The 22,984-nt window shown below is 34.8% G+C and carries 20 protein-coding genes and 5 pseudogenes; 23 read left to right on the forward strand and 2 right to left on the reverse strand.

Going from position 1 to position 22,984, the window contains the following annotated elements:
- Positions 1-22: 22 nt before the first annotated feature.
- The 17 genes and pseudogenes from OPR44_RS03525 (at position 23) to OPR44_RS03605 (ending at position 12,679) form a co-directional block, all read left to right on the forward strand.
- A complete protein-coding gene (locus OPR44_RS03525) occupies positions 23-1,027 on the forward strand; it encodes a major capsid protein (protein WP_265015349.1) in 1,005 nt (334 codons plus the stop codon).
- Positions 1,028-1,123: 96 nt separating this feature from the next.
- Positions 1,124-1,429 (forward strand): head-tail joining protein, encoded by a 306-nt coding sequence (locus tag OPR44_RS03530; protein WP_262986521.1) that lies wholly within the window; start codon positions 1,124-1,126, stop codon positions 1,427-1,429.
- Between the two features lies 1 nt (position 1,430).
- Positions 1,431-1,915 (forward strand): annotated as a pseudogene (locus OPR44_RS03535) (phage tail protein).
- Between the two features lie 9 nt (positions 1,916-1,924).
- Positions 1,925-2,406: pseudogene (locus OPR44_RS03540) on the forward strand (hypothetical protein).
- Positions 2,393-2,857: a phage baseplate assembly protein V gene (locus OPR44_RS03545; protein WP_265015350.1), complete on the forward strand. Its 465-nt coding sequence runs from the start codon at positions 2,393-2,395 to the stop codon at positions 2,855-2,857. The pseudogene OPR44_RS03540 and the gene OPR44_RS03545 overlap by 14 nt, the downstream one beginning before the upstream one ends.
- Before the next feature lie 5 nt (positions 2,858-2,862).
- On the forward strand, positions 2,863-3,117 hold the full coding sequence (locus OPR44_RS03550) for a PAAR domain-containing protein (RefSeq protein ID WP_265015351.1): 255 nt from the start codon (positions 2,863-2,865) through the stop codon (positions 3,115-3,117).
- A gap of 21 nt (positions 3,118-3,138) precedes the next feature.
- Positions 3,139-3,474 (forward strand): GPW/gp25 family protein, encoded by a 336-nt coding sequence (locus tag OPR44_RS03555; RefSeq protein WP_262986416.1) that lies wholly within the window; start codon positions 3,139-3,141, stop codon positions 3,472-3,474.
- A gap of 2 nt (positions 3,475-3,476) precedes the next feature.
- Positions 3,477-4,268: a baseplate assembly protein gene (locus OPR44_RS03560; protein ID WP_265015352.1), complete on the forward strand. Its 792-nt coding sequence runs from the start codon at positions 3,477-3,479 to the stop codon at positions 4,266-4,268.
- Positions 4,268-5,100 (forward strand): annotated as a pseudogene (locus OPR44_RS03565) (phage tail protein); the annotation flags it as partial. The gene OPR44_RS03560 and the pseudogene OPR44_RS03565, both read left to right, overlap by 1 nt.
- A gap of 492 nt (positions 5,101-5,592) precedes the next feature.
- Entirely contained in the window at positions 5,593-6,264 is a 672-nt protein-coding gene (locus tag OPR44_RS03570; RefSeq protein ID WP_265015353.1) for a reverse transcriptase domain-containing protein, read from the forward strand.
- 262 nt (positions 6,265-6,526) lie between these two features.
- The gene (locus OPR44_RS03575) at positions 6,527-8,224 is read left to right on the forward strand and encodes a recombinase family protein (protein WP_265015354.1); all 1,698 of its coding nucleotides are present in this window, start codon (positions 6,527-6,529) and stop codon (positions 8,222-8,224) included.
- Between the two features lie 10 nt (positions 8,225-8,234).
- Entirely contained in the window at positions 8,235-8,891 is a 657-nt protein-coding gene (locus OPR44_RS03580; protein WP_265015355.1) for a group II intron maturase-specific domain-containing protein, read from the forward strand.
- An 87-nt stretch (positions 8,892-8,978) separates the two neighbouring features.
- Positions 8,979-9,365 (forward strand): hypothetical protein, encoded by a 387-nt coding sequence (locus tag OPR44_RS03585; RefSeq protein WP_320157107.1) that lies wholly within the window; start codon positions 8,979-8,981, stop codon positions 9,363-9,365.
- Between the two features lie 169 nt (positions 9,366-9,534).
- Positions 9,535-10,245 carry an ankyrin repeat domain-containing protein gene (locus OPR44_RS03590; RefSeq protein WP_264377870.1) on the forward strand — a complete coding sequence of 237 codons (711 nt, stop codon included), beginning with the start codon at positions 9,535-9,537 and terminating at the stop codon, positions 10,243-10,245.
- A gap of 41 nt (positions 10,246-10,286) precedes the next feature.
- Positions 10,287-10,760 carry an ankyrin repeat domain-containing protein gene (locus OPR44_RS03595; RefSeq protein ID WP_265015441.1) on the forward strand — a complete coding sequence of 158 codons (474 nt, stop codon included), beginning with the start codon at positions 10,287-10,289 and terminating at the stop codon, positions 10,758-10,760.
- Between the two features lie 4 nt (positions 10,761-10,764).
- Positions 10,765-11,195, forward strand: a pseudogene (locus tag OPR44_RS03600) (DUF2924 domain-containing protein).
- 2 nt (positions 11,196-11,197) lie between these two features.
- The gene (locus OPR44_RS03605) at positions 11,198-12,679 is read left to right on the forward strand and encodes a recombinase family protein (RefSeq protein ID WP_265015356.1); all 1,482 of its coding nucleotides are present in this window, start codon (positions 11,198-11,200) and stop codon (positions 12,677-12,679) included.
- A 471-nt stretch (positions 12,680-13,150) separates the two neighbouring features.
- Here OPR44_RS03605 and OPR44_RS03610 read toward each other — a convergent pair whose 3' ends face one another.
- Positions 13,151-16,066 (reverse strand): ankyrin repeat domain-containing protein, encoded by a 2,916-nt coding sequence (locus tag OPR44_RS03610; protein ID WP_265015357.1) that lies wholly within the window; start codon positions 16,064-16,066, stop codon positions 13,151-13,153.
- 958 nt (positions 16,067-17,024) lie between these two features.
- Between OPR44_RS03610 and OPR44_RS03615 the strand changes: the two genes are divergently transcribed.
- From OPR44_RS03615 to OPR44_RS08775, 3 genes and pseudogenes are all read left to right on the forward strand, one after another.
- Complete coding sequence (locus OPR44_RS03615; protein ID WP_265015358.1) at positions 17,025-17,771, forward strand: hypothetical protein; 747 nt, start codon at positions 17,025-17,027, stop codon at positions 17,769-17,771.
- Between the two features lie 15 nt (positions 17,772-17,786).
- On the forward strand, positions 17,787-18,233 hold the full coding sequence (locus tag OPR44_RS03620) for a hypothetical protein (RefSeq protein WP_265015359.1): 447 nt from the start codon (positions 17,787-17,789) through the stop codon (positions 18,231-18,233).
- A gap of 404 nt (positions 18,234-18,637) precedes the next feature.
- A pseudogene (locus tag OPR44_RS08775) lies at positions 18,638-18,892 on the forward strand (hypothetical protein); the annotation flags it as partial.
- Here OPR44_RS08775 and OPR44_RS03625 read toward each other — a convergent pair.
- Positions 18,797-20,611, reverse strand: coding sequence for a recombinase family protein (locus OPR44_RS03625; RefSeq protein WP_265015360.1), 1,815 nt, complete (start codon positions 20,609-20,611; stop codon positions 18,797-18,799). The pseudogene OPR44_RS08775 and the gene OPR44_RS03625 overlap by 96 nt on opposite strands.
- 293 nt (positions 20,612-20,904) lie before the next feature.
- Here OPR44_RS03625 and OPR44_RS03630 point away from each other — a divergent pair, with 293 nt between their 5' ends.
- The 3 genes from OPR44_RS03630 to OPR44_RS03640 all read left to right on the forward strand — a co-directional run bounded on the left by OPR44_RS03630 (position 20,905) and on the right by OPR44_RS03640 (position 22,813).
- Positions 20,905-21,249: a hypothetical protein gene (locus OPR44_RS03630; RefSeq protein WP_265015361.1), complete on the forward strand. Its 345-nt coding sequence runs from the start codon at positions 20,905-20,907 to the stop codon at positions 21,247-21,249.
- A 47-nt stretch (positions 21,250-21,296) separates the two neighbouring features.
- Complete coding sequence (locus OPR44_RS03635; RefSeq protein WP_265015362.1) at positions 21,297-22,391, forward strand: hypothetical protein; 1,095 nt, start codon at positions 21,297-21,299, stop codon at positions 22,389-22,391.
- 65 nt (positions 22,392-22,456) lie between these two features.
- Positions 22,457-22,813 (forward strand): hypothetical protein, encoded by a 357-nt coding sequence (locus tag OPR44_RS03640; RefSeq protein ID WP_265015363.1) that lies wholly within the window; start codon positions 22,457-22,459, stop codon positions 22,811-22,813.
- Positions 22,814-22,984: the final 171 nt, after the last annotated feature.

The following is a 22,984-nucleotide window of genomic DNA, read 5'->3' on the forward strand; positions in this document are numbered from 1 at the left end:
AAATTAATAAGGGGGAAAAAGAATGCAAAATCCATTTACAAATACAGCATTTAGTATGACGGCACTAACAAATGCGATGAATATATTGCCGGTAAATTATGGACGAGTTGAAAATTTAAATTTTTTTCCAAGTAGGTCAGTAAGATTTAGACATATTACCATAGAAGAGCAAAACGGAGTATTAAGTTTACTACCAACGCAGTTACCCGGAGCACCAGCAACAGTAGGAAAAAGAGGAAAAAGAAAGGTAAGAACATTTACGATTCCACATATTCCACATGATGATGTAGTGTTACCAGAGGAAGTACAGGGAATAAGGGCATTTGGATCAGAGAGTGAACTTAAAGCGCTGGCAGATGTAATAACCGATCATTTGCAATTGATGAGGAACAAACATGCAATAACATTAGAGCATTTGCGAATGGGAGCGCTGAAAGGAATAATTTTAGATGCTGATGGGTCAGAATTATTAAATCTGTACAACGAATTTGAAATCACGCCAAAAGTAGTAAATTTTGCACTGGGAACAGCAACAACAGATGTAAAACGTAAGTGTCTGGAAGTATTGCGGCACATAGAAGATAATCTAAGTGGTGAATATATGACCGGAATTCATGCCTTGGTAAGCCCTGAGTTTTTTGATGCACTAACTTCACATACTAAAGTGAAAGAAGCATACGAGAGATGGCAAGAAGGAGCAGCGCTTCGAAATGATATGAGGTCAGGATTTACGTTTTGTGGTATAACATTTGAGGAATATAGAGGGCAAGCAACTGACCCTGAAGGAACCGTGAGAAGATTTATTGAGAAAGATACAGGGCACTGTTTTCCACTAGGAACAGCAAGCACATTTACGACATATTTTGCACCAGCAGATTTTAATGAAACGGTAAACACACTAGGACAACCACTTTATGCAAAACAAGAGCCAAGAAGATTTGATAGAGGAACAGATTTACATACGCAGTCAAATCCATTACCAATGTGCCATAGACCTGGCGTATTAGTAAAAGTCGCTATAGCATAACATACTGGTAGAGTAACTACAAGGTGGTGAGGCACAGAACGACTCTACCGGTATGCGCTTTCTTAGCATGTAAAGGTTAGTATATCAAAAAGAAATATGCAAGAGAATATTAAGCGATTATTAGAAGATTGTTTTGCCCATTTAGGAGAAGTGGCTTTGTATAAATCAAAGGATAAGTCATACATGGTACAAGTATTAAAGCAACAGCCAGATAAATTATACGAGATTGGTGAAGGACAATTTGTGGAAGAAACTTTAGCGTTAGAAGTAAGTGCGTTTGATGTGTTAAAGCCAATAGTGGGAGATGTTTTTGTTATAGGTGATCGAAGATATAAAGTACACTCACCGCCACTTAGAGACAAGTCTGGAATAACGTGGAAAATAAAAGCGTCTGGGGTGTAAAATGTCTGTTCATATAGAAGTTGAGGTAATAGAAAGTGTAAATGCTAAAAGAAGAAAAGTAGAATTAGCAACGGTAAAGGCATTAAACAAAACGGCACTATGGTTAAAAGCGCAAGCAGCTAAGGAAATCAGTGAGGAAAAGAAGATAAAATTAAGTTTGATAAGAAAGAGATTAAGAATTTTTAAGGCGAAAACTAGCAGATTAGACGTGTTAATTAGAGCAAATCTCTATGACATTAGAGCATCGGCAATTGGCAAAATACAAAAAACAAGAAGAGGATCGAAAGTAGGAAAGCATGAGTTTATAGGAGGATTTGCAGCAGTTATGCCAAAAGGAAATAGCGGTATGTTTAAACGTGAAGGAAGGGTAGCATTGCCAATAAAGGAAGTTAAGTTGCCACTAGAACCTGAGGCTTCAAGGATAATATTGTTAATTATGAAGTTGAAAAGGTATTTGAAAAATATTTTATACATTACATGAGTTAAATTATATGCATGACAAAGTTCTGGAAAGATTTACATCAAGCAATTTGCAGCACACTGAAGGAAGAAATACCGGCTATACAGACATGTGAAATTTATCCAGCAATAAGGAAAGAACTGTTAGCACCAGCGGTATTTGTAGAACTTAGTAGCTTTGAAAAAGGACATGATCCTGGAACAGAGGAATTAGCGCTGAAAGCAAGATTTGAAGCACGAATTGTGATTGATAGCACAATAGAAAATGCCCCTATTATTGTCAGAACATTAGCTGCTGAAGTTGCGAAAGTAGTAAATAAAAATACTTGGAACGTGAAAAATGTTTCACCAGGAGAATTTATATCAGGAGGAGGAGATGACTTTAGACCAGAGCTCGATGCATATTTAGTGTGATGGTTGAATGGGTGCATACAATACACGTAGGGCGATCTATTTGGAAAGAAGGAAAATTTATGCCACACAAAATAGAAATCGGTGAAATAAATGTTAGAAAATAATTTTGCAATTTCGGAACTACAGAGGAAAATGGCCAACATTGTTCGTATAGGAGTTGTAAAAGAATTAGATTATGAAAAAGCAAAAGTAAGAGTAAAAATAGGTGAACTTTTAACAGATTTTCTTCCATGGATAACTTCTAGAGCAGGAGAGGAAAGAAGCTGGCTACCACCAAGCATAAATGAACAGGTAGTAATATTGTCACCATTGGGAGAGTTATCATTAGGAGTAGTACTGTCTGGAATATATCAACAGAAGTATGCTGCACCAGAGAATAAAAAGGAAATAAATAGTGTAAAATTTCAGGATGGGACAAAGTTTACATATGATAAAGGGAAGCATCATTTAGAGATTGAAGTAGTGGACAAAATAACACTGAAGGCTGGGGAATCGAGTATAGAAATGACAAAAGATAGTATTAAATTAAAAGCAAGAAGAGTAGATTTAAATTGATATATATGAGTAAAGCAGTTGTTTGCATAGGAGATCATTGTACAGGTATGCCGATTCATGTCTGTGTGAGCGGGAGTGAAGATGTATTTGTTAATGGTAGACCTGCTTGTAGTAAGGGTGATATCTTGAGTATTGGGGAAACACTAACGCAAGGATCAAACAACGTATTTGTAAATGGTATTGGTGTAGCGAGAACAGGTGATGTGGCATCCTGTAGTTTTCAAATAGTAAGTAAAAATCAAAGTGTGTTTTCAAAATAAAAAAATTAAAATAGTCGAAAAATGAAAGGAATGGACGCTAAAACAGGTAAAGAATTAGAGGGAATAGAACATCTAAAACAATCGATAATTGATATATTGACCACTCCTATTAACAGTAGAATAATGAGAAGAGATTATGGCTCAAGACTATTTGAATTAGTAGATAAGCCAATAAATAGGGATTTAACTTTGGAAATTTACGCATCAACTGCAGAAGCACTGGGGAAATTTGAGAAGAGATTTAAGTTAGAAAAAGTAAAAGTTGAAGGAGTAAAAGAAGGAAAAGTGACGCTTGATCTAGAAGGATTGTATCTGCCAATGGGAAGAAAGATTCGCTTCGATGGGGTTGTAGTATAAAGATGCAGCAGCCAAATATTATTGAATCACTGAGCTTTGAGGAAATCTTTTCGAGAATGAAGGAAGAGTTAGTAAAGCGAGATGCAAGTTTTACAGGATTGGTGGAAAGTGATCCAGCAATGAAGGTATTAGAAGTAGCAGCATGGCGAGAACTTTTGCTTAGAGAAAGAATAAATGAAGCAGTAAAGAGTAACTTACTTAAATTTGCGACAGGAGAAGATCTTGATAATTTGGCTGAGTTTTGTGGAGTAGAGAGAGAAAAAGAAGAAGAGGATGAAAGATTTAGAAAGAGGGTAAAAGCAAAAATAGCAGGTTGGTTAACAGGAGGAAGTAAGGAATATTATAAATATCATGCACTGTCAGCAGATAGTAGAGTAAAAGATGCACTATTGGAATCAACTATACCAGGGAAAGTACAAATCTCAATCTTATCAACACAAACTGGCATAGTGTCAGAAGAGCTACTAGAAATTGTAAAAAAGCAGGTTACTAGAGATGATATAAGGGTTTTAACCGATACAGTAACAGTAATTGGCTGCAATATTATGGAAATAGATATCCACAGTAGAATGAGCATAAGTCCTTTAATATCAGAGGAAGAAATCAAGAAGCAGTTTATTAAGAAGTTTGAATTAGCAAAAAGATTGGGGTGGAGTGTAACAAGATCATGGATAATAGCGAATCTATTTGTAGATGGTGTAGAAAATGTGGAATTGATCGAGCCAAGAGAGGATGTTGTGGTTCTGGGAAATGAATCTGCAAATTTGAAAAATTTAAAGATTGAGTTGAATTAATGTTATTACCCCAAAACGCAACAAAGCAAGAGCAAGCACTGGTTGATGCAACAGATTATAAGGTTGATCCGAGCTGTATCAGAGGATTTAAGTTTAGTCTTAAAGATGAAATACTGCCGTGGATAATAGAAGAATATGGTTTAGAAGAAATACTGCGCTGGGTAAAAGATAGAAGAAAAGCCGTAATAGAAGGAGTAAAATTTCAAAGACTGAGAGGAACTCCAGCATCACTAAAAGTAGCACTAAAATGGGCAAATATAGAAGATATTACAATCATCGAAGAACCACCTGGTAAACACTTCTTTGAATTACAAATAGGAATAAAAGATGTTCCAAATGACTTTTTTGTAGATGCAGTAGTAGAACTTGCAAAACTATCGTTACCAGCAAGATCGCGGCTAATGAGGATTTTCAATGATCACTATAACGTTGATAGGTTTATTTTAGATGAAAGTTTGTTTGGAAGTTTGTTATCAGACTACTCTGGTATAAAAGTTTAAAAAAATGGGCCAGTGTTATCGTTTGGAAGAATAAATTTTTTCAGTTCTAGAGGTCCGTTAGTAGAGATTGTAGACAACTATTTAAGAGAGCATTATGAACAAACATTTAGTAATGACATATATCGATTAGATGTAGCAGTACTTGGAGAAACAGAGCCTCACACAAAGGATTACAAAGGCATTTATGAAAGAAGTCATCAGTGGTATAACGTAAAAGCACTATATCCATTACCACAAAGTTTATTACAGAAATTAAGTTTGCGAAAGCACAGATTGTACTGTCAGATAGCTGGAAATTAGGAGAAATAAATAGCTGTTTTCGTGCGTCCAGCAAAGGCTGGTATGTTCAGTAGGAGATAGACCTACCGGGATAAAAGTCGGAGTCCCGTAGCTTGGGTAGCAACATGTAGGGAAACCAAAGTGTTGAAGCCTACCGACAACGTTATCGTAGGATAATGGCGAATTACCAGGCCGTAGCGAAAGCGAACACATAGGTAGCCTCGAAGCTAAATACTGAAGGCTGAGCCCACGGAAACAGGGTGAAGGCAAAATAGATAGCTGAAATCCGAATGATACAGCATATCTACTTCAGCGGGGTGGTAGTGGCAGCATGGTAATGAGGACATACAAAGCAACTGGAGAAACCCTCCTCATCCCAAGGAGAAATACCTTGGAGCGGTAGGTTCTATAACTGAAAAACAGGAAATGAACTGAAGATGAAAGGGTGGCGGATGGGTGTGTAGTAGTGAAGAAATGAGGTAACGCTCATGGAGCAAAGGCACCCTACTAGTAGGAATCTTTAACAAAAGGGAGGTAAAGGTAAAATGATAAAAATGCCAATAAAACTACAAGACCTGAGAAGAAAGATATATACCAAAGCGAAAGCAGAACCGGAATGGCGATTCTGGGGAATCTATGTTCACGTCTGCAAGATGGAGACACTAGAAGAAGCATATAAGCTAACAAAGAAGAGTAATGGGGCACCAGGAATAGACGGGGTGACATTTGAATCGATAGAGGCAGAAGGCTTAGAAAAGTATCTTCAACAAATAAGACACGAACTAATAACCAAGACCTATAGCCCAAATAGGAACCGGAGGAAGGAAATACCAAAAGCTGGGGGAAAACACAGAGCATTGAACATACCCTGCATCCGGGACAGAATAGTGCAAACAGCACTAAAGCTAATAATTGAACCAATATTTGAATCTGACTTTCAGGACGGATCATATGGATATAGACCTAAGAGAAAGGCGCATGAAGCAATAAACAGGGTAGCGAAAGCAGCAATCAAAGGCAATACAAAAGTTATTGATGTAGATCTGAAATCCTACTTTGACAATGTGCGACATCACATTCTTATGGAAAAGATTTCTAAAAGAGTAAATGATAAAGAAATCATGCACCTGATCAAGCTAGTACTCAAAGTAGGAGGGAAACGAGGAATAGCGCAAGGATCACCACTTACCCCGCCAACAATGTTGCAAAAAACGTAAAATTAGAGAAAAGCATTTCTCGAAAACTTCTATGTCCAAAAACAAGAGTGCCATTTATTTATAGTGCCAACAATCAATTAACCATCAGTTTCAATGAATGATATGAACATATTATTTTAAGGAAAGTTCATGGGAAATAAGAGATTAGCTATACGGATTAGCTGTAGCTATGAAACTAACCGGTTGGCAGAAAAGTATTTGTTAGATGCTTATGAAAAAGCCGTGTCAAAGCAAGTAAGCCAAAAAAATTTAAAACATAAAAATGGGATTCAAGGAGGATCAAATGGTAACAGTGAGTTTATATGCAAGAGTTTCTTCGGGGAAACAAGCACAAGAAAATACAATAGCAAGTCAAGTTGCAGCTTTAGAGAAGCAAATTAGTACGGATGGATACAAATTATTAAGTGAGTATAAATTTATTGATAATGGCTACAGTGGATCTAATCTAGTCCGTCCTGATCTAGAAAAGTTACGTGATAAAGTAACAGAAGGTAAAATTGATAGAATTTACATTCATTCACCTGATCGCTTATCTAGAAAATATGCATATCAAATGGTATTACTTGAAGAATTTGAGAAAGCAGGAGCAGAAACGGTTTTCTTAAATTATGAGATTAACGATAATCCAGAATCTCAATTGCTGTTACAAATGCAAGGTATGATAGCAGAATATGAACGAGCGAAAATTATGAAACGAAGTCGTCGCGGAAAGATTTATGCAGCTAATAAAGGTTGTGTAAGCGTAATGGGAGGAGCTCCTTATGGTTATCGTTATATAGATAAATATATGGGAGGAGGACAAGCTTTATTTGAAATAAACGAAGAAGAAGCTAATGTTGTTAGGAAAGTATTTTTGTGGATAGGAAGAGAAAGGACAAGTATTGGGGAAGTGTGTCGTCGGCTAAACACTATGTCTATTATAACACGAACAGGAAAAAAGTGCTGGGATAGAAGTGTGATTTGGGGTATGTTAAAAAATCCTGCTTACAAAGGACAAGCGGCTTTTGGTAAAACAAAAGTAGGTATAAAGTTACAACATATCAGACCACAGAAACATTCTTGTGAACAACCGAAAGATAATTACTCTACCTATTCTGTTAAAAAAGCAAATTGGATTTATGTTAAAGTGCCAAATATAGTGGACGAAGATGTATTTGATATAGTTCAAGAACAATTAGCTGAGAATAGAAAAATAGCAAGGACAAGAGAAAGAGGAGCAAAACATTTACTACAAGGTTTAATCGTATGTAAGCGTTGTCGTTATGCATATTACGGAAGTCCTGTAAGAAATAAGCGAGGAGAAAAAATTGATCATTATGCTTATTATCGTTGTATTGGTAGAGATTCTTACCGTTTTAGTGGTAATAAAATTTGTGATAATAAACACATTCGTACAGATGCATTAGAAACAGCCGTGTGGGAAGAGGTTAAGCATTTATTGAAAAATCCAAATAGGGTTTTAGAAGAATACAGGCGTAGACTTTCAGAGCTTAAAAAATCATCATGGGATCAAAAAAGCGATTTACTAGAGAAACAAGAAAATAAATTAAAACGTGGTATTGCTAGACTTATTGATAGTTATGCTCAAGAATATATTAATCAAGAAGAATTTGAACCACGAATTAAAGCAATGAAACAAAGTTTAAAAACAATTGAAGAGGAGAAGAAAAGGATATTCGATCAAAAGAAATTAAAACAGGAATTAACTTTGGTTGTAACCAATTTAGAAGACTTTTCTTCCAATATTACATCAAACCTTGATAACGCAGACTGGCTAACTAAACGTGATATTATTAGAACGTTAGTCAAGAGAATTGAAATTAACCTTGAGGACGTAAATGTGGTATTTCGTGTAAAAGAGCTACCAAACTCTCCTGGAAATAATCGAGAAGAAAAGAAAAATTTGCAACATTGTTGGCGGGGTAAATTCACCACTATTAAGCAATATATACCTCAATGAGGTAGATAAAATGCTAGAGAAGGCAAAAGAGGTGAATAAAGAAGGAAAATATCGACATATAGAATACGCAAGATGGGCAGATGATCTAGTGATACTGATAGATGGACACCAGAAATGGGAATGGCTCGAGAAATCAGTATACAAAAGGTTACAAGAAGAATTAGCAAATCTAAAAGTAGAAGTAAATAAAGAAAAGACAAAAGTAATCAACCTAAAAGAAGGAGAGACTTTCAGCTTTCTAGGATTTGATTTTCGAGAGAAGATCACAAAACAAAGAAAGTGGAGGGTGCAAACAACACCGCAGATGAAAACACGAACAAACCTACTTCAGAAGTTGAAGGAAGTATTTCGGTGTTACAAATCGCAACCAATATGGAAAGTGATTCAAATCATCAATCCAATATTGAGAGGGTGGACAAACTACTTTAGGATAGGAAACTCAAGTCGAAGCTTCAACTACGTAAAACAATGGGTAGAGAAGAAAGTAAGACGCAACTTAATGAAAGCCAGAAAAGCAAAGGGATTTGGCTGGGAGAGGTGGAGTAGCGAATGGATATACGAAACACTAGGTCTATATAAAGACTATAGATTAAGATATTATGTTCCGAAAGCAGCCCCAGTACAATATGTTATAAACTTTGGTAAAGAATCTACTAGGAAAGCGTAGTGCGGGAAAACTGCATGCTGCGTTTGACGAGGCGGGAGCTGGAAACGTAAATATGGGAATTTTGGATTGAGGCCCAACATGAAAATAATGGATCAGCCACCAAACCCTAAAGAGGCGCGCCAGTTCTCGACCCTACCTCTTTGTTATCAAGAAGAGATAGGAGGCACACTTTTCCTTGGTAATGATAAACTTTCTGATCAGCTATGGAACTTGGAATACACACCAATTTTGGAAAGATTTAATATCAGCTATGAATATGAAGCAAAGAATCTTACTGATCAAAAGGTTGCGAAAGCTAATTTAACGGAATATCACGTTAGTTGCAAAAATGATAGAAGTTCAGGAAAAGAAGATTCAATACACGAATTAGAAAATTACATTTTAGTGTTTTACCCGGGAGTACTGAAGTGGCATGAACATCGACATTTGCACAGAAGTTGGAAAAATAGTCAAGTAGTATCTCTAATAAGTTAAGTACTTATATTTAGATCCTCATATATTATATTAATAATAGGTTAAAATGTATAAAATAAAAAGAAAAGGACTTGCTTTCTCATGCTAAAAAAGGACATGACTTGAATAGCAGCAGGTAAATATAAGAAATTTGTCTGGCGCTAGAAAAGCTAATTTTGTGAGGTATGAAATGAGTTTTAGAAAGAGTAAGTTTTTTAAAGAAGTATCAAGTAACGATATTAATAAAAGAAATGAAGAAGGAGAAACGATCTTGCATCAAGCAGTAGAAATCTCCGATTACAAAACAGTGAGATTATTAATAAAAAAAGGGGCAGAGGTTAATGCAAGAGATAAAAATGGTTATACGCCACTACACTGTGCAGTATTTGCGAAAAGCTTAGAAAATGTAAAAGTGCTGCTAAGGTCGGGAGCAGAAGTAAATGCCACTCAATATGTCACTGGATGTACGCCACTGCACTCTGCGTGCAAAATAGGAGGAGCAGGAGTTGAAATAATAAAAGAGCTAGTAAAAGCAGGAGCTGAGGTTAATCAACTGAATAAATATGGTGCAACACCAATGTATTACATTTGGGAAAGTGAAAAGTATCGTCTGTGTGATAGCAAAGAGAGTGAAAGGGCAAGTAAATTTCTGAGAGAAAAAGGAGGAATAACAAAAAGTAGAGAACTGACGTGCTATGGAATAGAGAGGATAGTGGGAGAAATAGCAGACATGTTGAATGGGAGCTATATGCCGGAGCTAAAAATAATAGAGATAGAAGAAATAAGGAAGAGAGACAAGTCGCTAATAAAGAAAGAATGTAAAAATTTAGCAAGCAAGATAATGGGCCAAGTGAACGAAATGATAGATGAGATAGAAAATGTAGTGAGAGGGAAGGCTTAAAAAAGGGATTTAAATTTTTTAAAGAAAAGATGGGGTGGATTATGTTAAAGCTTGGCAAGAAAGAGAAGTCAGCAAAAGAATTATTAGAGAACTCATATAAAAATATTTATGCAAGAGACGAAAAAGGAAGAACAGTTTTGCATTATGTGATAAACGCAAAAACAGTGAAGTTATTAGTCGAAAAAGGAGCGAATGTGAATGCAGCAGATGCAAGAGGATATACAGCACTGCATCTAGCGGTAACCGAGAAACGCCTAGAAATCGTGAGAGAATTAATAAAATCAGGAGGGAATGTAAATGCGGAAGAATATGGAAGTAAATGCACACCGCTGCACCTTGCATGTATGGTAGGTGAAAAAGAAATAGTGGAGGAGCTAGTAAAAGCAGGGGCTGAAATAGAGCAAGCAGATAAATTTGGAATGACAGGGATGGATTATGCGAAAAACAGCAAAGAGATAACTGAAATATTGAAGAAAGAAACAGAAAGAATTGAAAAGTTATTTATGAAAGGCTAAAAATATGGAAGAAGAAATAGAAAAGAAAGTAATGAATTTAGAGAGAAAACCTTTGGGTGAGCTGAGAAAAACGTGGAAGAAGGTATTTGGGGAAGAGGCGCCTAGATACTCAAAGAAATATCTGATACCAAGATTAGCTTATAGAATGCAGGAGGAAGCGTATGAGAAATGTCAAGAAAAGGATTAAAAAGACTAGAGTATCTGGCAGATCGGCTAGAGAAGGGAAAAAGAATAAGTAGTGACAAACTTCCAGTAGAAGGGACAGAATTAATACTAGAGAGAGGGGAAGAAACGCATGCGGTAATGGTAACAGACAAGGGTTTAATCTACAAAGAAGAGTTTTATACATCATTGTCAGCAGTGGCAGGAAAAATAATGGGAATGAGTTACAACGGCCCTTTATTATTTGGAATGCGTAAAAAAAATGGAAGTTGAAAATGCTAAAAGAAGTAAGATGTGCAATATATACGAGAAAGTCAAATGAGGATGGACTAGAACAAAAGTTTAACAGTCTTGATGCGCAACGAGTAGCATGTGAAAAGTATATAAAGAGCAAAGAAGGCTGGGTAGCATTGGCAAAAAAGTACGATGATGGAGGATATTCAGGAAAAAATTTAGAAAGACCAGCGATAAAGGAATTATTTGAAGATGTCAGAGGAGGAGAGATAGACTGTGTAGTAGTATATACACTAGATAGGTTATCAAGAGAAACAAAAGACAGCATAGAAGTAACGTCATTTTTTAGAAGGCACCGAGTAAATTTTGTAGCAGTAACACAGATATTTGACAATAATACGCCAATGGGAAAATTCGTACAGACAGTATTATCAGGAGCAGCACAACTAGAAAGAGAGATGATAGTAGAGAGAGTAAAAAATAAAATAGCAACATCAAAAGAACAAGGTTTATGGATGGGAGGAACTTTACCGCTTGGGTATGATGTAAAAGATAAGGAATTAATAATAAATGAAAAAGAAGCAAAAACAGTGCAGCATATATTTGAAAGATATTTGGAGCTGAAGTCAATGGCAGAGTTGGCAAGAGAGTTAAACAGGGAAGGATACCGAACAAAAGCAAAAACGGATATCTTTAAAAAAGCAACGGTGAGAAGAATAATAACAAATCCAATATATGTGGGAAAGATAAGACATTATGACAAACAGTATGAGGGAAAGCATGAAGCAATAATAGAAGAGGAAAAGTGGAAAAAAGCACAAGAATTGATAAGTAATCAACCGTATCGAGGAGTAAAATATGAGGAAGCGCTACTAAAGGGAATAATTAAATGTAAGAGCTGTGATGTAAATATGACGCTGACATACTCAAAAAAAGAGAATAAGAGATATCGATATTACGTATGCAACAATCATTTAAGGGGAAAGGGTTGTGAATCAGGAAGCCGAAATGTAATAGCAGGAGAAGTAGAAAAAGAAGTAATGAAGAGAGCAGAAGATTTATATGAAAAATGGGAAGAAAAAGCGGAAGAGTGGAGTTTTGGAAAGCAGAAAGAAGTAGTGAAAAAGTTAATAAAGGGAGTGATGGTAAAAGAAGATGGAATAGAAGTGCGTTTAGAGGGTAAGGTAGAATTTGTACCAATAAAGAAGAAAGGAAATAAATGCAGGATAGTAGAGCCAGAAGGTAAAACAAATAATGTGCTACTGAAAGCAGTGGTAAGAGCTCATTCGTGGAAACGTCAACTGGAGGCAGGAAAATATGGAAGTGTGAAAGAGCTGAGTGCCAAAATTAATATAGGTACAAGACGTATACAGCAAATTTTGAGGCTGAATTATTTAGCACCAAAGATTAAAGAAGACATAGTAAATGGGAGGCAGCCAAGAGATTTGAGGTTAGCTGAATTAAGGGAAATACCGATGCTTTGGGGTGAGCAATTGAAGAAATTTTACGGCTCAGCATCGTAACGTTTATAAAAACAACAATATGAAAAAACATCGAAAAAAGTATGTGCCAGAAAATTAAAAAAGGTTATTGCAAAAGGAGCTACTACAAAGGGCCACACAAAAAGATGTTGAAATTGATATAGAAGAGCAAATAAATGTTACAAAATCAATTATGTAGAAAATCAATATAAGTGATGAAGATTTTAGCATATTAGGTGCAACAATGGTAGAAGATGTATCCAATTTTAGCTGCATATTTTAATAGTAGATTTAGAGGAAAATTCTTTAAACATCAAAAAAGGCAATACTCTAAACTTCAGCACACAACTCCAGGAAATAGTACATGTCGAGCAATCTATAGCCCCTTTTGAATCTGAGAGTGTACTTGAAAATCCATAAACATTAAGTAAACTTTTTAAATAAAATAGTTTCTTTTTTAACTTACTAAATAAACTTCTCCCATCATTGCTGTGTAACAAATCATATACAAAACTATGGTCTACTTACAAGCAGTGCCTTCTGTTGATGAGATGCTTTTTCTATCTTTAACTCATCCATACTACAGCTTGGCAAGCTTGAATAGCATAAGGAATCTTTTTGTTCTTGCGTTTGTTTTGCCAAGGCCTTATTTCTATAAAGTAGGGGTTGAAAATGATCATGGCCTCCATTTACCATATGTAAGACACTATTGTGACTATAATCTATCTTACCTGCTTTTGATCCTGAGCTATCTATTAACTGATGCAAGAACGGATCTTGTTGCTTATCAATAGTGTGCAATGGGTTACTTTCTGCAACATGCAATTTCACACCATACTTATCACAAAGTATTCTGCCCTCGATATCGGAACGTCCCAAAAATTCATTCTTTCCAATGCTATTGATATATTGGTTACACGTAATTCCACGATTTACGAACTCACCTTCAACCTCATCAAAGTCATTGCCAATTTTACTTATAAACCACTCTGGAGGATTGTCTTGCGCAAATCTCTTACACTCATTCCTTAACTGCTCTACAGTAACTTTGATTCCCTTCTGTTGTTCCAGACTTTGCCTAAATGAATCAAAAAAACAGCTTCCATTATTGATTGCGTGCCCTAAATAGAAGTCATCAGGTATGTTTGATTTTTGCTCTTTATCACCTTGTTTTTCTGCCTTTTCAATAATTTCTTCCTCTAAACTAAAAATCTTACTCCAGTTGTATTTACCTTCTAACCCCAATTTTTTACTTTCCTTTTCTGCTGCTTTAGCTAAGTCTGTTTTAGAAATATCCCCTTTTTCTTCATAGAACCTAGATAAAATTTTAAAGATATCTATCAGGTAAGTTTTTACGTCAAAATTCTTCTCCTTTTTTACAATATTAGACTCAATATTGCGTGAATCTTGTAATAACTTATGCCTTCTAGCAATTTCCTCCATAGAATCCCTTCTTAACTCTTCACGTTCTGTCCATTTGTTGTTAGACTCGCTTATTACTTCAGGATGCATTAATTTTCCAGACCTTTCAAAATATCCCTGTTCAATAGCATAGTAGACATCATAATCACCAAGTGCACAATCCTCGCCTAATTCTTCTTCATGACCTTTGAATTTTTCCAATACTTCCTCTCTATTACTCACTTCTACTATAATTTTGCTTTTATCTTGTACGTCAGGATACAGTCTAACGTCTATATTTCCCAAACTGGTATAGAAAGTTAATACTATATCGCTGCCTTCTGTAAGATCTGTGTAATTCCTTATGCCATCTTGGGTTATAATTTCTACCTCACTTTTGCCAATTTTTATTACACTCCTTCCATATCCTTTTTCTCCTTGAGGTATTCCTAAATTCCTTGTTCTATCTGTGATTTTTGCAACATCTATTATACTATCCTCTGAGTATTCTAAGTAAGATACACTGTTATCGATTTTTCCATCACACAGTTGACCACTGGTAGCATCCCTTGCAACTCTAAAAAATTCTTCAGCATAATTAATGTACTCTACATGAGCCTTGATTACATTAGCTTTATGATCTTTAAACTCTCGTTCTATTGTATCAATGACTTTTAAACTATCTGAGTTTTTTAACTTTGCTCCTCTCGATATTAATGCACATACTATATCACTGGCAATTCCATAGCTTCCTTCTAACTTAGCAATTTTTTCTAGTACGTGATCTGCAAAGTAATAATCTTTGTCTTTAGCAAAATTTAATCTCATTCCAGAAGCTATAATCTCATTTACAACTTCCTGTAGTTCAATCATGCTTTTAGCTTTTACTACCTTACTCAAAAACTTATTTAGCTTAGCAAGTTGATTTGTTTGATACATCTCTGACAAGAGACTATCACATTTTTCACAATTATCTTGCTTATTACCTACAAAGTCAGTTGCTCCTGCTTTAAAGAGTAAAGCTTTTACATCAGGAAATTGACAAAACGGCCAAATTGAACTATCACCCTTAACATTTAAAACTATCTTTAAATCTTGGTTATTTTTATGTTTATCTAAAAATTTTTTCAGATCTTCAACACCTGGACCATAAGGATTATCCCAATCTTCATCAGAATCTGTAGCTTTAACCATTTTACGTAGTTGGTCTCTTAACTTTTTTTGGTTGTCAGTTAAAAAACACTCCATAATATTGGAGCTATCAATTGCAATTTGCAGTGGGGTTTTTCCATTGTTATTTTTTATGTTTAAATCAGCTCCTTTGCTTATGAGTAAATCCATAACCTTTCTGCTATAATCATTACAATTAGCAGCATAATAGTGTAAAGGTGTATTACCTTTTTTATCTTGTATATTTGGATCAGTTTTTGCATCTAAGAGATACTTTAGACCTTCATACTCACTGGAATAAATAGCAGTATCATGCAAAAGTGTTTTACCTTTATTATCCTGCATATTTAAATCAGCACCAGCTTTGAGAAGAGGATGAATGGCTTCATCGTGTGCGACAAACACATTCAATACTGTTGTTCCTAGATGTCCTCTTTTTAGATTAAGAACGTACTTCAGGTCTTTATTTTTCTCGTTACTTTCTAAAAACTGCTTAAGATTTAAAAATGAGTCATAATTCCCCATATTAAAATCTTTTATAATACTATTGAGTAATTTTTGATTTAACTTTTTTTGACTCTCTTCCAGTTTTAAGTTAGGTGCATGAATAAGCCACTCATCTATTAAATCCTCTAAGTATTTTTTATCATCTATCAAACTTCTATCAGCCCAAAATAAATCTCGCTTAATGAATTCATAATAACTATCTACTGGTAATTCAGTTGCTTCTGTTTTTGGGCTACCTATTTCTGAACACTCTTGTCCAGCACTTAGGTCACACTTCAGTTTTTGCTCATCAGTGTGTTTGCTTTGTTCACTGATAGGTTCTGCAATATATTTTACTGGCCCTGTACCCATATTACCTGCTAGCTCTAGATATAGGATATATTATATAGAATGTGTAGTATGTGTCAAGCTAATTTCAACACAATCTTTTTACTACTCATATTTTTGTTAAGTTTTTATGGTGAGTACTGCTAGGTTAAAAGTTGTTTATTACTGGAAGTTTTAGCCAATTTTACTATAGATCAACAAAATTGAGAACACCAGCTATATTGAATATATAGGAATATGATGCTTTAAAGGAGTACGGAAACTGCTGAAGTTTTTACAGTAAACCTGTATAGAGCAACTTCAGCAGAATAAACAAATACATGCCAATATTAGTAGAGAACTATTTACAGGTCAACTAACTTTTTTAAAACATATTTTAGTGAAAGTACCATGCTAGTTAGTGTTATAAAAAATTCAATTATTTACTCCTTCAAAAAAGGGCGTATCTTTGTGAGAACAAGCAGCTTAAAAATAAGGTTATAAAAATAGAAGTTTGAAATCTTTGCAATAAAGTTAGGCAAAATAGTTCGTATGTAGATGTGGGTGAAATGGGCTAATGTGGTTAGTTTTAGCGTATAATAAAATTACCGTATAAAAAAGTTCGTACGGTACACATGGTAGACCAACTGATTCCAAGAAAAATTGTTCTCACCGTCCCTGGTTTTGAGCACTGAAAATGGCTATATTATTTAAGCTATTAGTAAAATACGTTGTTAGATTAATACTAATTTTCTTAAGGAGGAATTTAAGGCAAACTCATAATGAAAACAGAATTTGAAGGTAAAGAAAAATCCCGTACCGACCTTCTTAAGAGACTTTTGCCTAAAACTACTTTGGGTTAGAAAATTTTCTACAATAATGATTGACAAGTTTTAAAGATAGAATACTACACTTAAAATGTAATTGATAATCTAATTAATTAAGGTAGTGGCTATGTTGCGTTCAGATATTCCAAAAGTTTTGTTTTCGTCTATTAAAGAGGATGATCCCCATAGAGCATCTAAGCTTTTTCAAATTGAACGCTGGTGCTATGCAAATTGGCGTCTGCACCCAAAAAAGTGGCAAGAAAGGACGTGATTTTCTTGCACAGGTATTGTCTAGCGAGGATTGTTGGAAAAAAGTAGACAATTTACACGGAGTTAAGCTTGATAGGCAAATGGTAGGTAAAAAATTGATTGTGCAAAATTCAAATAGTCCTTTTAGTACTGATAAAAGATATGAGATTGCCTGTCGTTATTGCCTGGAAGAAGATATTATTGCTCTATTTGAAGAGAGAAAAAATAAACTATCAGCTCAAGGTAAGAGCAGTCTGTTGGAGTATGGTCACTTAGTTAAGACTCTAGGAGGCAACCTTTTAATAGTTTTTTGGTCACATTTTGTTAGTGGTTACATCTCTAAACTAAATTTAGATGGCTGTCATCCATATGAGTACGGGCTTAAATGTGCTGTGAGTCTTAAGCAAGAGCAGGCAGTGGAATTCTTCTGGAATAAAATAAAATCATTACCTGAAAGTGAGATGAGCGAACAGAAAAAGGATGAAATCTTGATGAAGACAGCAGTATATGTAGCAGGGAACCGTTGTAATAGTTATCCTGAAATATTCGAGTTTTATTTTAGTCAAATAAGTCCTGATAAATATCCAGAACTTCTAAAAAGAGACTTAGCTGAAAATGGTTATTATGGTAGTCTAAACACGCTACAGGGTGCACTTCGCTTTGATCAATTTTAAGCATTGTTTGACTATTTGAAACCAAGTAATGTTTCAGAAGATAAATATCTTGTCTGGCTACACTATATAAAAACAGAAAACAGCTCATATTATGCTGGTGAAGGTGCAAAGCTTTTCATGCATATGTGGAGAAAGGAGGGATTTGATAGCCATCGTACTTATGTGCTGAAGGAAGAAGTTTGTAATAGATCTTGCTTTCTTGTTACAAGTTTATTAGTACCTTGGGTAAATCAAAATTACATGGAACCGGTATGGGCAATATTAGATAAGGCTAATTCTGATCAAATTAAAGAATTTATGGATTCTAGGCAAGCGGAGTATATACGATCTGTGTTAGAGCAAAGAGATATTGATTCATTAAATAAATTTTTATCATACGGTAAGTCTACAGCTGAAGGGTTTACTAGCTTGACTGAGGTTAAATTAAGCAAAGCATGTGAGCAATTAGGGTTGGGCAATTAAGGTATTATAAGGCAATTCTATAAAACAGGTGATGGTTTCTTGTTACTACTTTAGCTTCTGTCAAAAAGGCGTTGCATTATAATATAAATGTTATATATCTAAGTTAGTATGCAGGTAAAAATAGCTTATATTGTTGATATCTCTGATAATAAATAGTGGATTTGGTATAATGTAATGAAGGGGGCTTTATGTTTAAGACACAATATCTAACAGATCACCTAAAAAAAGAAGGCGTTAATTCAAAGATTACCGAATTATCGGATCAAATACAATATATAGAGCAAGCTAAAGAATTTTATCAACTTAAGCGTTATCGTAGATCTGATGTTGATTCCGAAAGTGGAAGTCAGGTTAAGAGAATCGATGTTCCAGGAGACGGTAGTTGCTTATTTTGGTCTGTTACTATGGCTTACTTAATACCCGTCAGAAACGACGATGCTTTATTTCGACAAAGGTATGAAGTACTATTTGGAAATGATGGAACTGTAACCCAAAATTTAGATCATATTAGAGGTTTGGTTCGGAATTTAGGTGCTGCGAATTATGATGATACATTTGCAAATTTAGTAAGAAACGTATTTCGTAATCGAGTAGTTGATCACATAAGTTCTTATAGAAATGAGTTCAGAGATTTTGTTGAAGGTGATTTTGAGCGTTACTTGGAAAACATGAGGAACCCTGATACTTGGGGAGGTGAACCTGAAATAAGAGCAATTACCCCGCCAACAATGTTGCAAATTTTTCTTTTCTTCTCGATTATTTCCAGGAGAGTTTGGTAGCTCTTTTACACGAAATACCACATTTACGTCCTCAAGGTTAATTTCAATTCTCTTGACTAACGTTCTAATAATATCACGTTTAGTTAGCCAGTCTGCGTTATCAAGGTTTGATGTAATATTGGAAGAAAAGTCTTCTAAATTGGTTACAACCAAAGTTAATTCCTGTTTTAATTTCTTTTGATCGAATATCCTTTTCTTCTCCTCTTCAATTGTTTTTAAACTTTGTTTCATTGCTTTAATTCGTGGTTCAAATTCTTCTTGATTAATATATTCTTGAGCATAACTATCAATAAGTCTAGCAATACCACGTTTTAATTTATTTTCTTGTTTCTCTAGTAAATCGCTTTTTTGATCCCATGATGATTTTTTAAGCTCTGAAAGTCTACGCCTGTATTCTTCTAAAACCCTATTTGGATTTTTCAATAAATGCTTAACCTCTTCCCACACGGCTGTTTCTAATGCATCTGTACGAATGTGTTTATTATCACAAATTTTATTACCACCAAAACGGTAAGAATCTCTACCAATACAACGATAATAAGCATAATGATCAATTTTTTCTCCTCGCTTATTTCTTACAGGACTTCCGTAATATGCATAACGACAACGCTTACATACGATTAAACCTTGTAGTAAATGTTTTGCTCCTCTTTCTCTTGTCCTTGCTATTTTTCTATTCTCAGCTAATTGTTCTTGAACTATATCAAATACATCTTCGTCCACTATATTTGGCACTTTAACATAAATCCAATTTGCTTTTTCAACAGAATAGGTAGAGTAATTATCTTTCGGTTGTTCACAAGAATGTTTCTGTGGTCTGATATGTTGTAACTTTATACCTACTTTTGTTTTACCAAAAGCCGCTTGTCCTTTGTAAGCAGGATTTTTTAACATACCCCAAATCACACTTCTATCCCAGCACTTTTTTCCTGTTCGTGTTATAATAGACATAGTGTTTAGCCGACGACACACTTCCCCAATACTTGTCCTTTCTCTTCCTATCCACAAAAATACTTTCCTAACAACATTAGCTTCTTCTTCGTTTATTTCAAATAAAGCTTGTCCTCCTCCCATATATTTATCTATATAACGATAACCATAAGGAGCTCCTCCCATTACGCTTACACAACCTTTATTAGCTGCATAAATCTTTCCGCGACGACTTCGTTCCATAATTTTCGCTCGTTCATATTCTGCTATCATACCTTGCATTTGTAACAGCAATTGAGATTCTGGATTATCGTTAATCTCATAATTTAAGAAAACCGTTTCTGCTCCTGCTTTCTCAAATTCTTCAAGTAATACTATTTGATATGCATATTTTCTAGATAAGCGATCAGGTGAATGAATGTAAATTCTATCAATTTTACCTTCTGTTACTTTATCACGTAACTTTTCTAGATCAGGACGGACTAGATTAGATCCACTGTAGCCATTATCAATAAATTTATACTCACTTAATAATTTGTATCCATCCGTACTAATTTGCTTCTCTAAAGCTGCAACTTGACTTGCTATTGTATTTTCTTGTGCTTGTTTCCCCGAAGAAACTCTTGCATATAAACTCACTGTTACCATTTGATCCTCCTTGAATCCCATTTTTATGTTTTAAATTTTTTTGGCTTACTTGCTTTGACACGGCTTTTTCATAAGCATCTAACAAATACTTTTCTGCCAACCGGTTAGTTTCATAGCTACAGCTAATCCGTATAGCTAATCTCTTATTTCCCATGAACTTTCCTTGAAATAATATGTTCATATCATTCATTGAAACTGATGGTTAATTGATTGTTGGCACTATAAATAAATGGCACTCTTGTTTTTGGACATAGAAGTTTTCGAGAAATGCTTTTCTCTAATTTTACGTTTTTTGCAACATTGTTGGCGGGGTAATGAGTGGAATGCTTAGCGCAACGATTAGTGTTTCTGGTGAGGTTGAAACTCAATATGGTAATGGAAATACTCAAATACAGTTATTTCATGTTGGTGCACCAGGTAAACGAAACCATTATAATTTTGGTCTTGAAAGGAATATTATTGATAATGATAAAGAGCTTGCAAAAGGCTTAAAAAGAGTCATGGGTAAAGTAAGACCACAAGACTTTGAGTTAATACAGTTATTGATAGAGGAAGCAAGTAAAGAAGTTGGTATAAGCCAGCAAGATGAGGATTTTAAATCTTTTAACCGAGATTTCAGTCATTTGTGGATCAGATTCCATCTTATTTACAGTCTGTAGAAAAAGCAGGATTTTTTACACACTTCTTCCTAGGGAGCTTTTCTACTTTGCCAGATATAAAAATTGCAGAAAAGTTAAATATTAAAAAGATTTATTTTAGTTTTGATACTTCAAAAACTTTAAAAGTAGCTATTGTTAAAAATGGTCAAATTGGAAATGCTGAAGATGCTATTAATAATATAGATTTATTTTCCATTTCAGAAGGTAAGCGTGGCCATCAGTTTACTGTTAATGAGTTGGAGAACATATTAAGAAAGAATATAGATAGGAGTAAGATTAGAGATCGGGATGTTGAGAATGAGATCCTAAATATTAAGAATGAAATTCAAGATAGAATAAAATCTAGATTAGTACAGATCTATAAAGGAAAGGGTGATATTTTTGTTAATATGGAAGCTAAAGAGATACTTGATTCTGCTACTAGCAAGGAATTTTATGAAATAGAAAAAGGAATATGGAATAATCCGGAAGGTGATATAGCGAAGCTATCTGATTCTGATGCGCAAACAGTTAGCAGGTCTTTAAAAAAAGTTCTTGAAAAAATTAATAACGTTCATTCTGAGTATGTAGGATCAGTAGTCTATGATAATAGTGCACGTGAAGCAGCACATCATGGATTTATGGTAGGCGTTTTCATGAATTTCCACTATAGGTATAATCTTAGAGTTTACCCAGAGCAATTTGCAGGAAGGGGTTATGCAGATATTATCTTGCTGGCTCGTGGTCCTGATCGTGCATTGGATTCTATTCCCATTATTATTGAATTAAAAGCGGGAGCAGGTTCTAATGCTACTCCAGATAAGGCTTTGCAGCAAGCAGAAAGGTATGCACAAGGTTTCCAAGCAAATGTTCAGCGAGTTTTAACTACTGCAGATAACATTTTATATGTTGGTGTCAACCTTGATAATCCGTCTCCTATCTCTGATATTAAAGTATCAAATCGTGGAGAAGAAATAATTCCTCTTTTTCAAGATATGTTAAAATCCTCTGATGATTGGGATACGCAAGAGATTGGTAAAAGAGAATTAAAAGAACAGATAAAAGATAATATGGAACGTATTTATCATACGTTTCCTGGTACATCAGAGAAGGGAGATAATCATTATTTTAGTAGGTTTTTACTGGGCAATCATTATTATTAAGTGAAGATTCAGGAACAAGTTTAAAAAAGTATATTTTTATCTATGGAGACAATATACCTACTGAAGTGCATCCTAATCTTCGTAGGCTTGGACGTCCGGCAGCTCAAAGAGCCAGAGAAAGACTGTCAGCTAACCTTGATGCAAGCCATGCAGTTGTAACAATGGTGCTCATCCCAGAAAATACAGAGAAGTTGGTTTATGTGATGAATATTGTTGAAGCTAACAGAAAAGATGTTTTGAACGGGCTGAATGAAGTTCTTCCTCTTGATAGATTAAATAGAGAAATAGGGAATAGGGAAATAATCGAATTAAGTCTTAATTTTGATACTAGATACAAGTCAGATTTTAAAAGATATCTTACTATTTGGGCTGAAAAATACAATTCTTTACAAGAGTACAACAACGGAGATAATAGATTTTAAGGTACTTTTAAAGAAGTTACTTATCCTAATGAGTTAAAAGAAACATTTGATAAAGCACTAGATATCCAATCCTTATCAATAAGAGGATATAGTAGATTATTAGAAAAAATTGGAGAAGGAATCTTTCCTTTTAAGAGTCTCGTTAATAAAGAAGCTCATTTCCAGGGAATA

It is taken from the genome of Wolbachia endosymbiont (group B) of Camptogramma bilineatum (assembly GCF_947251825.1).
Lineage (GTDB): Bacteria > Pseudomonadota > Alphaproteobacteria > Rickettsiales > Anaplasmataceae > Wolbachia.

What these genes read in the sequence shown, in the direction of transcription:
- OPR44_RS03555 (WP_262986416.1), top strand. Translation starts at nt 3,139, where the DNA reads ATGAAAGGAATGGACGCTAAAACAGGTAAAGAATTAGAGGGAATAGAA.
- OPR44_RS03545 (WP_265015350.1), top strand. Translation starts at nt 2,393, where the DNA reads ATGTTAGAAAATAATTTTGCAATTTCGGAACTACAGAGGAAAATGGCC.
- OPR44_RS03625 (WP_265015360.1), bottom strand. Translation starts at nt 20,611, where the DNA reads ATGGGATTCAAGGAGGATCAAATGGTAACAGTGAGTTTATATGCAAGA.
- OPR44_RS03610 (WP_265015357.1), bottom strand. Translation starts at nt 16,066, where the DNA reads ATGGGTACAGGGCCAGTAAAATATATTGCAGAACCTATCAGTGAACAA.
- OPR44_RS03615 (WP_265015358.1), top strand. Translation starts at nt 17,025, where the DNA reads ATGATCCCCATAGAGCATCTAAGCTTTTTCAAATTGAACGCTGGTGCT.
- OPR44_RS03570 (WP_265015353.1), top strand. Translation starts at nt 5,593, where the DNA reads ATGATAAAAATGCCAATAAAACTACAAGACCTGAGAAGAAAGATATAT.
- OPR44_RS03550 (WP_265015351.1), top strand. Translation starts at nt 2,863, where the DNA reads ATGAGTAAAGCAGTTGTTTGCATAGGAGATCATTGTACAGGTATGCCG.
- OPR44_RS03595 (WP_265015441.1), top strand. Translation starts at nt 10,287, where the DNA reads ATGTTAAAGCTTGGCAAGAAAGAGAAGTCAGCAAAAGAATTATTAGAG.
- OPR44_RS03630 (WP_265015361.1), top strand. Translation starts at nt 20,905, where the DNA reads ATGAGTGGAATGCTTAGCGCAACGATTAGTGTTTCTGGTGAGGTTGAA.
- OPR44_RS03585 (WP_320157107.1), top strand. Translation starts at nt 8,979, where the DNA reads ATGGATCAGCCACCAAACCCTAAAGAGGCGCGCCAGTTCTCGACCCTA.
- OPR44_RS03530 (WP_262986521.1), top strand. Translation starts at nt 1,124, where the DNA reads ATGCAAGAGAATATTAAGCGATTATTAGAAGATTGTTTTGCCCATTTA.
- OPR44_RS03590 (WP_264377870.1), top strand. Translation starts at nt 9,535, where the DNA reads ATGAGTTTTAGAAAGAGTAAGTTTTTTAAAGAAGTATCAAGTAACGAT.
- OPR44_RS03580 (WP_265015355.1), top strand. Translation starts at nt 8,235, where the DNA reads ATGCTAGAGAAGGCAAAAGAGGTGAATAAAGAAGGAAAATATCGACAT.
- OPR44_RS03605 (WP_265015356.1), top strand. Translation starts at nt 11,198, where the DNA reads ATGCTAAAAGAAGTAAGATGTGCAATATATACGAGAAAGTCAAATGAG.
- OPR44_RS03560 (WP_265015352.1), top strand. Translation starts at nt 3,477, where the DNA reads ATGCAGCAGCCAAATATTATTGAATCACTGAGCTTTGAGGAAATCTTT.
- OPR44_RS03525 (WP_265015349.1), top strand. Translation starts at nt 23, where the DNA reads ATGCAAAATCCATTTACAAATACAGCATTTAGTATGACGGCACTAACA.
- OPR44_RS03575 (WP_265015354.1), top strand. Translation starts at nt 6,527, where the DNA reads ATGGGATTCAAGGAGGATCAAATGGTAACAGTGAGTTTATATGCAAGA.